Consider the following 11,513-nt stretch of genomic DNA (forward strand, 5'->3'; position numbering starts at 1 on the left):
GGATGCCACGGCGCAAGGATCTTAAAAAGGTAATGGTTATCGGTTCGGGCCCGATCATCATCGGGCAGGCGGCGGAGTTTGACTACGCGGGGACCCAGGCCTGCCGGTCCCTGAAGGAAGAGGGGCTGGAGGTGGTGCTGGTCAATTCGAACCCGGCGACGATCATGACTGACGCCAACATGGCGGACCGGGTGTACATCGAGCCGCTCACGCCGGAGTTTTTAGCCGAAGTGCTCAAGAAAGAGCGCCCTGACGGGCTCCTGCCTACCCTCGGCGGTCAGGTAGGTCTGAACCTGGCGCTGGAACTGAGCGAGATGGGTGTGCTTGCGGCGCTTGGCGTGGAGCTCTTAGGGACCCAGTTGGAAACGATCAAGAAGGCGGAGGACCGGGAGCTTTTCCGGACGATGCTCCAGGAAATCGGGGAACCGGTGCCGGCGAGCGTTATCGCGTCGAATTTAACGGAGGCGGTGCGCTTCGCGCGGGAGATAGGCTACCCGGTAGTGGTGCGACCGGCTTATACGCTGGGTGGCACGGGCGGGGGCATCGCGCGTAACGAGGAGGAGCTTCGCGAAATCGCGGCGCGCGGGCTCAAGCACAGCATCATCAGCCAGGTGCTCCTCGAACAGTGCGTCGCCGGTTGGAAAGAGATCGAGTACGAAGTAATGCGGGACGGTGCGGATAACTGTATCACCGTCTGCAACATGGAGAATATCGACCCGATGGGCATCCACACCGGTGACAGCATCGTGGTTGCTCCCTCCCAGACGCTGAGCGATAAGGAATACCAGCTCCTCCGCACCGCTTCGCTCAAAATCATCCGGGCGCTCGGGGTTGAAGGCGGCTGCAACATTCAGTTTGCCCTGGACCCGAAAAGTTTCCAATACTACGTGATTGAGGTCAACCCCCGCGTCTCGCGCTCTTCGGCTTTGGCTTCGAAGGCTACGGGCTACCCGATTGCGAAGGTGGCGGCGAAGATCGCCATCGGGCTCACCCTCGACGAGATAAGGAATGCGGTGACGGGCAAGACTTACGCTTGCTTCGAGCCGGCGCTCGACTACGTGGTGGTGAAATTCCCGCGCTGGCCTTTTGATAAGTTTGCGTTGGCCGACCGGATCCTCGGAACGCAGATGAAGTCAACCGGCGAAGTAATGGCCATCGGCCGGACCTTCGAGCAGGCGCTTTTAAAAGCGGTGCGCTCACTCGAAATCGGGCTTTACGGGCTGACCCTTCCCGAAGCGGCTAAACTTTCAGACGAAGTGCTGCGGGGCAAACTTGCTGTTCCGCACGACGAGCGCCTCTTCATCGTGGCGGAGGCGCTGCGGCGGGGCTTCGCGGTTGAGGAGATCGCGGCGCTTTCTAAGATTGACCCGTGGTTCATCGAGAAAATTAAGGGTATCGTAGCCTTTGAGACGGAGCTGCAGCGGGAAGGGGCGGCGGGATTAACGGCCGCGCGGCTGGCGGCGGCGAAGCGCCTCGGTTTTTCGGACCGGGCGATTGCGATGTTAACAGGCCAGGCGGAAATAGATGTGCGGCAAAAACGAGAGGAACTCGGCGTTACGCCCGTTTACAAGATGGTCGATACTTGCGCCGCCGAGTTCGAGGCGGAGACTCCTTATTATTACTCGGCCTACGAGACGGAGGACGAGGCACCGCCGGAACCCGGTCCTAAGGTGGTCGTTTTGGGTTCCGGACCGATTCGGATCGGGCAGGGGATCGAGTTCGACTACTGCTCGGTTCACTGCGTCTGGGCGCTTCGGGAGGCAGGGGTCAAGGCGGTCATCATCAACAACAACCCGGAGACGGTAAGCACCGATTTCGACACGGCAGACCGCCTCTACTTCGAGCCCCTTGTGCCGGAGGACGTGATCAACATCCTGAAAAAGGAGCGGCCCGACGGGGTAGTGGTGCAATTTGGGGGGCAGACGGCCATTAACCTGGCAAAACCGGTTGCCCAGGCGGGTTTCAAGATTTTAGGGACCTCGGTGGAAGATACCGATACGGCGGAGGACCGGGAGAAGTTTGACCGGCTCTTAGAGCGCCTCGGTATCCCGCGACCACCGGGCGGCACCGCGTTTTCCGTTAACGAGGCGACGGCAATCGCGCGGCGGGTGGGCTTTCCGGTCCTGGTGCGGCCCTCCTATGTTCTCGGCGGCCGGGCGATGGAGATCGTTTACAACCAGGACGACTTGGTGGAGTATATGCGGTCAGCGGTCAGGGTGAGCCCGGAGTACCCCGTGCTCGTCGATAAGTACATTTTCGGGAAGGAAGTGGAAGTGGACGCTATCAGCGACGGCCAAGAGGTAATTATCCCCGGGATTATGGAGCACGTTGAGCGGGCCGGGGTCCATTCCGGGGACAGCATCGCGGTTTACCCGCCGCAGGGGCTGGCACCGGCGACCGAGGAGAAGATCGTGGCTTACACTATCGAGTTGGCGCGGGCGCTGCGGGTGAAGGGGCTGCTGAACATCCAGTACGTTGTGGCCCCTAACGGCCAGCCCTACGTGCTTGAAGTTAATCCCCGGGCGAGCCGGACCGTTCCGTATCTCAGCAAGATTACCGGCGTGCCGATGATCCGCCTGGCAACGCAGGCGATTTTAGGTAAAAAGCTGCGGGAGTTAGGTTACGCGACCGGCCTTTACCGGAAGGGGCGCTACATCGGGGTTAAGGTTCCGGTTTTCTCCTTCGCCAAGCTGCTGGATGTTGATGTTTCCCTCGGACCGGAGATGAAGTCGACGGGCGAGGTGATGGGGGTAAGCGCCGATTACGCGGCGGCTCTCTACAAGGGTTGCGTGGCGGCCGGCTACTCCTTCCCGCAAGCGGGGACGGTGCTCGTGACCGTTTCCGACCGGGATAAAGAGGAGGTTCTCCCAATTGTGCGCGAGCTTGTGGCGCTCGGATTTAAAATTGTAGCTACCGCGGGGACGGCCCAGGTGCTCCGGGCGGCCGGCATTCCGGTGGAAACGGTGAAAAAACTCCACGAGGGCTCCCCCAACATTGTGGACTTGCTGCGCGAGGGTAAGATCCACCTGGTGCTAAACACGCTTACCCGCGGCAAGATGCCCGAACGCGAAGGCTTCCGGATCAGACGGACGGCGGTAGAGTTAGGCGTCCCGTGCATCACGTCCCTCGACACGATACGGGCGATTCTAACCGTGATGAAGGCGCGAACAGCGGGCGGATTCATCGAAGTAATACCGTTACAGGAGTACCACTTGGAGGGGGCTATGCCGTGGTCTACGAGGCAGAGATTGTAACGCAGCGCAAAATTGCGGACGGTTGCTACCGGATCGAATTGTACGCCCCGGAGATAGCGCGCGCGGCCCAGCCAGGCCAGTTCGTGATGGTGCGGACGAGCATCACGGCGGACCCGCTGCTGCGGCGGCCCTTTAGCATCAACACGGTGGACCGGGAGCGGGGACTGGTGAAGATTCTCTACCGCGTGGTCGGGAGGGGCACGGCGCTGTTAGCGGGGAAGAAATTGGGGCGCCGGCTGAGCGTCTTTGGGCCCCTGGGAAAAGGCTTTACCGTGCCGCCAAGCGGTCGCTTTGCCGTGGTGGCCGGGGGACTCGGAATTGCGCCGCTTTATTTCTTGGTCCAGCGGTTGCGGGCGCTCGGGAACGAGGTGACCGTTTTTTACGGCGCGCAGAACCGCTACGAGTTGCTCCTGCAGGAAAAACTCGCCGCCTTGCGGGTGAGGCTTTTCGTGGCGACGGATAACGGGGCGGCTGGTTTCAAAGGGACGGTGGTAGACCTCCTGCGGGCGGAAGGTATCCCGCCGGTGGATATTCTTTACGCCGCGGGGCCAGGCCCAATGCTGCGCGCGCTGGCGGCCTTCCTCCGGGAGGCGGGAATAGCCCGGGCGGAGTTTTCCCTCGAGGAGCGGATGGGTTGCGGCATCGGTGCCTGCCGGGGGTGCGCGGTGAAGGTGATTACCCCGGAAGGGCCGGTTTACAAGCGGGTCTGTGTTGACGGCCCGGTTTTCTTGGCGGAAGAGGTGGTCTGGGAATGAAACCGGAACTTTTCGTTGACCTGGCCGGGTTGCGGCTCAAGAATCCGGTGGTGACGGCTTCCGGCACTTTTGGCTTCGGGATAGAGTACGCTAGAGTGGTTGATCTCGCGGCTCTGGGGGCTGTGGTTTTAAAGACGGTGACCCTGAAGCCCCGGCAGGGGAATCCGCCGCCGCGCCTGGCGGAAACGCCGGCGGGGATGCTCAACAGCATCGGGCTCGAAAATCCAGGGGTAGAGGCCGTAGCGCAGGATATTCTGCCGGAGCTGAAGCGGCGGGGAGTGAAGGTGATCGCCAGCGTCGCCGGGGAGACAATCGGTGAGTACGCAACGGTGGCGGAGCGTTTGGCCGCCGCAGGCGCGGACGCGCTGGAATTGAATCTTTCGTGCCCTAACGTGGGGCGGGGCGGCCTGCATTTCGGCAGTGACCCAGAAACGGCCGCGGCGGTGACCCGAGCGGTCCGGCAGGTGGCGGGGAACTTGCCCGTTTTCGTCAAGTTGGGCGTAATGGGCGCGGATGTGGTGAAGGTGGCGACGGCGGTAGCCGCCGCCGGGGCGAGTGGCGTTTCCTTGATCAATACCCTTCCCGGTCTGGCGGTCGACTGGCGGCGGTGCCGGCCGATTCTCGGTAATATCACCGGGGGGCTATCCGGTCCGGCGATAAAACCGGTCGCCCTCTGGGCGGTCTGGCGGGTCTATGCGGCCACGCGGTTGCCGATCATCGGGATGGGCGGGATCATGAGCGCCGCAGACGCCCTGGAATTTATCGTCTGCGGCGCGACGGCGGTGGCCGCGGGTACGGGGAATTTCGTCAACCCGCGGCTCACGGTGGAGCTGGTCGAGGGGCTGAATCGCCTGCTGGCCGCGGAAGGCGTGGTAGATGTCAAGGAGCTTATCGGCGCGGCGCACCGGCGCTCCGGGTAAGGGGGAGCAAGATGCGGGGGAAAGAGCGGCTCATAGTAGCCCTCGACGTGGACGACTGGTCCCGGGCCCGGGAACTGGCGGGGCTTTTGCGCGGCGTCGTCGGGGGTTTTAAAGTCGGGATGCGGCTTTACTACCGGGTCGGGCCGGCGGCGGTAGAGTTCCTCCGGGGGCTGGGCCGGGAGGTCTTCGCTGACCTGAAACTGCACGACATCCCTTCAACTGTAGCGGGCGGGGTGCGGGCCCTGACGGCGGCCGGCGCTTCCATTATCAACGTCCACGCTGCCGGCGGGCGGGCAATGATGCGGGCGGCAGCCGAAGCCGCGGCGGCGGAAGCGGCGCGGTTAGGCATCCCCCGGCCAAAGGTGGTTGCGGTTACGGTGCTCACGAGCCTTGATGAGCAGGCGCTGCGTGAGGAGGTCGGCATTCCCGAAAGCACACTGGCGGTGGCGCTCCGGTGGGCGTTACTGGCAAAGGAGTGCGGTCTGGATGGTGCGGTGGCGGCGCCGCTTGAGGCGGCGGCGATTAAGAAGGCCTGCGGTCCAGATTTTCTGCTTATCACGCCTGGGGTGCGGCCGCCGGGTGCGCCGCTTGGTGACCAGCGGCGGGTTATGACCCCGGGGGAGGCGGTGCAGGCCGGCGCCGACTACATCGTTGTGGGAAGGCCGATTCTCCAGGCGGCGGACCCGGTGCGGGCGGCGGAAGAGATTGTAAAATCGCTGGGTGGATAAGTTCGCGGTTTAAAGTTCAGGGTTAAGCAAGGCCAGGTAACGTGACCGGTGAAACTATTGTGTAGGGAGTAGCCCATGCGGGCTAAAGGCCCGCACCGGCAGAAACGGCCGCCAGTGTTGGCGACAACTCGTTATTGACGGAGGAGGGGTTCGCAAGTTGGGGTTTGGGGAACCGGGCGAAGCCGAAATCCGGCAGATTTTTGAAAAAAGCGGGGCCATCCTTTCGGGACACTTTATTTTGACCTCGGGGCGCCACAGCGATACTTACGTGCAGTGCGCCCTAGTGCTGCAGTACCCAGAGCTTGCCGCGCAGCTATGTGGCGTGCTGGCCGAGCGTTTCCGGGGGCTTAACGTTAACTGCGTTGTGGGGCCGGCGCTCGGCGGGATCATCATTGCCTACGAGGTGGCCCGGGCGCTTGGGGTGCGGGGCATCTTCACCGAGCGGGTGGAAGGCGTGATGCGCCTCCGGCGCGGCTTCACGGTGGCGCCAGGCGAACGGGTGCTGGTGGTGGAAGACGTCGTCACCACCGGGGGTTCGGTGAAGGAAGCGGCGGCGGCCGTGGCCGCCCTTGGCGGGGAAGTGGTCGGTTTCGGGGCGCTGATCGACCGCAGCGGCGGCCAGGCACGCTTCGACGCCCCATTTGCGGCCCTGCTCAAAGTCGGCGCGGTGACTTGGGAGCCTGACGCGTGCCCCCTTTGCCGCCAGGGTGTCCCAGCAGTCAAACCCGGCAGCCGCGGCCTTGGTGCTTAAATTTGTTGGCGGCGGCCGGACCGTCTTTACCGGTCGCCGTGGTGGCTAGTCGGCTAAATTGTAGTTGCGCTGTGCCGGGGGTAGAGCCGCCTTGCTCCTATAACTCTGGTTTCCCGGTAGCGATTCTCTGTGGCAGGCGACGCAGAGCACTAGTTTGTTCAACGCGCGGTAGTTCAAGGCGAAAAGGAAACCGCAGCCATAAGAGACCCACGGTAGTGCGGCTGGCGGCACCATCGTTGGCGCAAAGAGAATGATTCCTATAAGCAAACCCCAGAAAATGGCGGCTGGGCGAGGGTAGACCAACCGGGGAGACACAATTAGCTGGTTGACCTCTGTTAAGAACAGGCAAAAGGCGACTGCCCCCGCGAGAGTTGCCGGCCAGACCAGAAGCGGCAGCAAGGGAAGGCCGGCGGCGCGCCATAAAAAAAGCACCAGATAGTGCGTGTAGAAGAAAAGCAGGGAGTGTTTTCCGGTGTAAATGAGCCACTGCGGGACGCGCCACCTGATTGAACAGAGGCCGAAAAGGAGGCCGTAAAGCGCCAGTCCCAACAGAAAATAGCCTGCGTTCATTTCCCATTTTTCACAGTGGCCCTTACCGGCGACAACAAGCGAGAGGTATGTCCCGGCGGCGGATAGGGCAAGCAGGAACCCCATCCGGCGGAACCAGTAGCAAAATACGCCCCAGAGGAAAAAGGATAGCCACGGGAAGAGCGGGAAAAGACCCGGCGGAAAAAGGAAGCCGGCCATAACAGGAGTCGTCACGACTGCTTTTTTGCAGAGCACGTATAACAAAAAAGGCAGGGGGAACAAGAAGCCGCTTTTTTCCCCAAGTAGGCGTACAAGCAGAGCCGTGGCCACAACCCCGAGCGCGATGCCCTGGAATATTTCGCACTGGGGCTCCCGCCAGAAGTTAACCCCCTTTATGCCGATGAAACTCAACCCTAACAAGAAAAAAAGGGCGTAGAAGGTGGCCAACACGGGCCACGGACGGGAGCGGAGCTGAAAGACTGAGGTTACCCCGCACACCCCGAAGAAGAGTACCGGAGCGAAAGTCCCTGAGAAGACCACGTAATGGGTAAACCAGTTGTTGGTAACTACGTGGGAGTGGGCAAAGACCATCAGGAGGCACCCGAGAGTTTTTAGCAGGTCCAAAGCATAATCCCGCTCGCGAGGCAAGAGGCTTACTCCCTCCCGTTGTCAATTGCCTCAGCCAAGGCCGCCTTCGCCTTAAGACTTAATCTTAAACCCGGGAGGCATGTCCGGTCAAGCCCCGTAGCCGCGGCGCGAAGTAGAGGCCGCGGGCTTCCCGGGCAAAATTTTGCCCCGTCAGGGGTTGTTGGTTTCGGCACTGAGCTTTTCCAGGGCGCTCTTTTCAATGCGGGAGACGTAACTGCGCGAGATGCCTAATGCCGCTGCAACCTCGTGCTGGGTGTGACGCTCACCGTTGACGAGGCCGTAGCGGGCGGCGATAATCTTGCGCTCGCGGGAGGTGAGCCGAGCGAGCTTTTCCCGGAGCGTCTTTTTCTGCATGTTCCGGGAGACCTGCTCCTCGACGGCATCGGGTTCGCTTCCGAGGATGTCGATCAGGAAAACTTCGTTCCCCTCTTTGTCAACGCCGACCGGTTCGTAGAGAGAAACCTCGCTGCGGTCTTTCTTCCGGGCCCGCAACCACATCAGGATCTCCGTGTAGTTGACTATTGGTAGCGCAACCCGGGCCTCCGAGATTCAAAAAAAAGATTGCGTCCCGGCCGGTTTTGTGGTATAGTAGTCTAAAAGAAGGCGGAAGCTCTTTCTGCCGCTCGAGCGAAAAAATGTGCAAAATACCCGGCCCAAACCAGAGGGCCGGTCTGTATTTTCGAAAGCAGAAAAATGTGCAAAAACCGGTCGGTCTTTCGGCCGGCTTTTTTGTTAGGAGGTGGTTTTTGATGCGGAGGCTGAAGCAAGAGACGAAGAAGGAGCGGCTCCTGCGGCTGCTGGAGGAGCGCGGCGGGAGCGTGCCGCTCGAGGTGGCCGCAAGGGAGCTGTATGGGAAGGATGGAGAGCCGGAGTGTATGAAAGTGATTCGTCTACTGTCGGCCTACCGAGCAAAAAACATACTAAACCGTCGGGTAAGAAATTTCACGGTACTGTAAACTTATTAACTCAATTTCTTGCCCGCGGCGAAAGGGAGCCGAAGGGACTGTAGAAACACACAAGGGGCAAGGTTAACCTTGCCCCTTGTGTGTGTTTAATCGCTGAAGTAAATATTTACTTGGTCCGCTTAAAACATCTTCAACGCGTTTACATAAACGCTCAGGTGGTATACCAAGGATGTAATCAGAGAAAAAGTAATGTAACGGGCCTATTTCACTGTAACGGCCACCATCAAAAAAATCTACTTCAATATCAACCGGTGTTTTTGTCGCCGGAGGGAAAAAAATTGCTTCTGTCGTCAGTTTTACAGATATCTCAGTAAAGAGAAAAGCAGCCAAAGCCATCACTCCCAAAGGCTTAACAATACCTTCTTTTAAAGATACTCGATCAAACAGCACTTTAGAAGGATACTTAGAAAAACCTTTAAGTTTATTTTGATAAAACTCGACCAACTCAGAGGCAGAAATTACGCCAAGGAGAAAGCCAGAAAGCAAAGAAAACTCACTCCCGGTGGTCAAAATTACTCGTGGCACTTTGAAATAAGGCCAACCAAAGAAACCGCTACTCCAAAGTATAATTAAAGGTTCTACAAAATGATAAGCACGGCCCATATCAGGATTGAAAAGCTCGTATATATCGTGATAAATAACAGCAGAGGTCGTTTTAAGGGTTGCGGCAAGACACTCAAAAAGTAGCACCTTTAAAGGCAAAACTAATCTTGGCTCGTAAAAAAACTGCTCAAAAAACCTAAAATAATCAAATAAAAACGAAATCCGCTCAGGTTCCATGAGACCGAACCTGAACAAAACCTCACGAAAGAGCATCATTTTTTCGTCTAAAAACGGGTTATCATTAAGGTTTTTTACAAGCTGTAGAAATGCAGTTTGAGTGTCAGGCGTAAGGGAACGAGAATAGTTTTCCAAGCTGACGATGTAAGAACGAGATAAACTAAGCCATCCAACAAGCTCACGGACGGATATCCCAGTCAGGGCTCGGGCAAGACACACAGCCCGAAAAGGGTGAAAAAGCGTGGTGTGTAACCCCTCCTCGACATTTTCAAAATAATCTCCAAAGAAAAGGTCTATGACCTGTTTTGTTTCTTCAATCGCCATACCACCACCAACCCTATCTCCTCTAGATATTTTCTCCAGAAAAGTATTTTGTCCTTCTCTCTATTAAAAAATTCATCTCAGGTGGTTGACTACAACTTTTGTATTTATTATACTAAAATTAAGACAAAATTTTAATCACCCCTACCGTCTCCCCCGCCCCCACCGGGGGTCCGGAGGAGGAGGGGGGGGAGACGCAATACACACACAGCGCGACGCGACAGCCTGGGGGAGGGTCATCCCCTCCCGGGGCAGCAAGATAGCTAAGTGAACGACAGAAGCGGACGCAACCCCACCAGACGCCCTCCCGGGGCGGGAAACGCGGCAAAAGCCGCGACCGGAAGAAGAGTTAAAGAAGAGAAGAGACTAAGACGAGATAAGCAGCTTTTTTTCAGCACCAGGGAGCCGTGCTCCCCGCGCTGCCAGGCGGCAGCAAAGGCAGCATCCGCTGCCCCGTGCAGCCTTGAGGTTGACCTGAAGCGCGCGGTCAAGAGACCGAATAGTGGTTCGAATCTTATGCGAATTTTACCGCCCCCCCGGTTCCGGGGGCGGTTCTCCGAACCCCCCGGTTGGGGGTTGGGAGGACCGAGGTAAGATGATTATATCACGCCAGGGGAGTGTGGTTTGAGTGCAAGTGAGACTGAAAGAGAGAGAACGGCACAAAACAAGTCCGGTAAAAAGAATAATAAACGGAGAAGACGTCACAGTATCGCCGATTTTGGACAAAAAATGCCGGGTTTTGGCGGTAAAAACGGTGAAGCGGTGTGGGGTGCGGCCCCGAGCGGAGGACTACCCTATTCCGCCGCAGGTTGGCCAACACCGGGAAAGGAAGAAACTGACAATACTGTTTAGGCATTATGTTACGCTATATTTACGCTTTCCTTATAAATTCCAGGAAAAGGAGAAGAGACAGATGACTCTGAAGCAGATCCAAGAAAGAGCCAGAGAATTCCAGAATGCGGTTTTACTTAGTTATAGCGACAAAAACGAAGCGGGAAAGCAACAGCGCAAAATCGTCCTGCAGGTTTTCGCCCAGGGCGGGCCAAAGGCGATAAGCTACTTTCTCGCCCTCCTGGGCGCGCCGCAAGGCTTGGTCATCCCGACTGTGAAATGGTGTCAGGCGGTCCAGCAGAACCGCCGCCGCAACCGCCGGGGGCTACAGCGTAAGGACGCAAGCCACCTCTGCCCGGTCGGGATCATCGCGGAATGTGCCGAACGGGCGATGCAAATCGCGGCAGCAGAGGCAACCGGTGTCCAGCTTGAGGACGAAGCCGCCGAAATCGCCCGCGAGGCGGTTGAGATCGCCCGCGAGGCGGCGGGGATGGCTGTAGCAGCCTCAGGGCACCAGGGGCTCGCCGCCGCGGGGCTAAGCGGGTTCGACGCCGAAGGATGGCGGGTGAAGCCGGTGACCGGTTACGGTAGCTGAAAAGCGCACGCGCGTGCGGGCCCGGCCAGAGAAGGCCGGGCTTTTGTTGTGCGCCCGGCATGGGCACTGTCTATAGGGTGAAAGTCCCGAACGACGAAGGTAGCGGTAGTCGTTAGCTTAAGGCAAGGGTGTCCGCCGTGAGGCGGGATCTGGAGGAAGCCGGCGGCAAACCTCTGGCCCGAGGACCACGAACCCCAGGCGAGGCTAGTGGCAGTTGGACGAGCTTGCAACACAAAGCAAAGTCCTTGCTACCGAAGGCTGCCAAGAGTAAATGGGGCGGGCGAATGGAGGGAAAGACAGCGCTCTTACCCGGGGAGGCCTGCCGGATAGGCCAGGGATACTGGTAACCCGGGCCGAGAGGCCCGGCTGAACCGGCAGGAGTCAGCAGAGGGCATAGTACCCGGTAGGTCATGAACCGCCGGGGAAGGCCCGAACGT

At 58.9% G+C, this 11,513-nt stretch carries 11 protein-coding genes; 8 read left to right on the forward strand and 3 right to left on the reverse strand.

What is annotated here, in order from left to right:
- Positions 1 to 2: 2 nt before the first annotated feature.
- From carB to pyrE, 5 genes are all read left to right on the forward strand, one after another.
- The gene (gene carB, locus EDD75_RS10785; protein ID WP_123931927.1) at positions 3 to 3,254 is read left to right on the forward strand and encodes a carbamoyl-phosphate synthase large subunit; all 3,252 of its coding nucleotides are present in this window, start codon (positions 3 to 5) and stop codon (positions 3,252 to 3,254) included.
- Positions 3,230 to 4,009 (forward strand): dihydroorotate dehydrogenase electron transfer subunit, encoded by a 780-nt coding sequence (locus EDD75_RS10790; protein WP_170157808.1) that lies wholly within the window; start codon positions 3,230 to 3,232, stop codon positions 4,007 to 4,009. Before carB ends, EDD75_RS10790 begins: the two co-directional genes overlap by 25 nt.
- On the forward strand, positions 4,006 to 4,929 hold the full coding sequence (locus EDD75_RS10795) for a dihydroorotate dehydrogenase (protein WP_123931929.1): 924 nt from the start codon (positions 4,006 to 4,008) through the stop codon (positions 4,927 to 4,929). Before EDD75_RS10790 ends, EDD75_RS10795 begins: the two co-directional genes overlap by 4 nt.
- Before the next feature lie 11 nt (positions 4,930 to 4,940).
- Entirely contained in the window at positions 4,941 to 5,657 is a 717-nt protein-coding gene (pyrF, locus tag EDD75_RS10800; RefSeq protein WP_123931931.1) for an orotidine-5'-phosphate decarboxylase, read from the forward strand.
- Between the two features lie 157 nt (positions 5,658 to 5,814).
- Positions 5,815 to 6,408 (forward strand): orotate phosphoribosyltransferase, encoded by a 594-nt coding sequence (gene pyrE, locus EDD75_RS10805; protein ID WP_123931933.1) that lies wholly within the window; start codon positions 5,815 to 5,817, stop codon positions 6,406 to 6,408.
- A 45-nt stretch (positions 6,409 to 6,453) separates the two neighbouring features.
- Here pyrE and EDD75_RS10810 read toward each other — a convergent pair whose 3' ends face one another.
- A complete protein-coding gene (locus EDD75_RS10810; protein WP_123931935.1) occupies positions 6,454 to 7,584 on the reverse strand; it encodes a hypothetical protein in 1,131 nt (376 codons plus the stop codon).
- 150 nt (positions 7,585 to 7,734) lie between these two features.
- Entirely contained in the window at positions 7,735 to 8,082 is a 348-nt protein-coding gene (locus EDD75_RS10815; RefSeq protein WP_123931937.1) for a sigma-70 family RNA polymerase sigma factor, read from the reverse strand.
- 251 nt (positions 8,083 to 8,333) lie between these two features.
- Here EDD75_RS10815 and EDD75_RS10820 point away from each other — a divergent pair, with 251 nt between their 5' ends.
- Complete coding sequence (locus EDD75_RS10820; RefSeq protein WP_123931939.1) at positions 8,334 to 8,540, forward strand: hypothetical protein; 207 nt, start codon at positions 8,334 to 8,336, stop codon at positions 8,538 to 8,540.
- 72 nt (positions 8,541 to 8,612) lie between these two features.
- On the opposite strand, the gene EDD75_RS10825 is transcribed toward EDD75_RS10820, so the two are convergent.
- Positions 8,613 to 9,653, reverse strand: coding sequence for a hypothetical protein (locus tag EDD75_RS10825; RefSeq protein ID WP_123931941.1), 1,041 nt, complete (start codon positions 9,651 to 9,653; stop codon positions 8,613 to 8,615).
- A 621-nt stretch (positions 9,654 to 10,274) separates the two neighbouring features.
- Here EDD75_RS10825 and EDD75_RS10830 point away from each other — a divergent pair.
- Entirely contained in the window at positions 10,275 to 10,502 is a 228-nt protein-coding gene (locus EDD75_RS10830; RefSeq protein WP_123931943.1) for a hypothetical protein, read from the forward strand.
- 61 nt (positions 10,503 to 10,563) lie between these two features.
- Positions 10,564 to 11,076 (forward strand): hypothetical protein, encoded by a 513-nt coding sequence (locus tag EDD75_RS10835; protein ID WP_123931945.1) that lies wholly within the window; start codon positions 10,564 to 10,566, stop codon positions 11,074 to 11,076.
- Positions 11,077 to 11,513: the final 437 nt, after the last annotated feature.

Source organism: Thermodesulfitimonas autotrophica (assembly GCF_003815015.1).
Lineage (GTDB): Bacteria > Bacillota > Desulfotomaculia > Desulfotomaculales > Ammonificaceae > Thermodesulfitimonas > Thermodesulfitimonas autotrophica.

What these genes read in the sequence shown, in the direction of transcription:
- EDD75_RS10820 (WP_123931939.1), top strand. Translation starts at nt 8,334, where the DNA reads ATGCGGAGGCTGAAGCAAGAGACGAAGAAGGAGCGGCTCCTGCGGCTG.
- EDD75_RS10795 (WP_123931929.1), top strand. Translation starts at nt 4,006, where the DNA reads ATGAAACCGGAACTTTTCGTTGACCTGGCCGGGTTGCGGCTCAAGAAT.
- EDD75_RS10825 (WP_123931941.1), bottom strand. Translation starts at nt 9,653, where the DNA reads ATGGCGATTGAAGAAACAAAACAGGTCATAGACCTTTTCTTTGGAGAT.
- EDD75_RS10815 (WP_123931937.1), bottom strand. Translation starts at nt 8,082, where the DNA reads ATGTGGTTGCGGGCCCGGAAGAAAGACCGCAGCGAGGTTTCTCTCTAC.
- pyrF (WP_123931931.1), top strand. Translation starts at nt 4,941, where the DNA reads ATGCGGGGGAAAGAGCGGCTCATAGTAGCCCTCGACGTGGACGACTGG.
- carB (WP_123931927.1), top strand. Translation starts at nt 3, where the DNA reads ATGCCACGGCGCAAGGATCTTAAAAAGGTAATGGTTATCGGTTCGGGC.
- EDD75_RS10835 (WP_123931945.1), top strand. Translation starts at nt 10,564, where the DNA reads ATGACTCTGAAGCAGATCCAAGAAAGAGCCAGAGAATTCCAGAATGCG.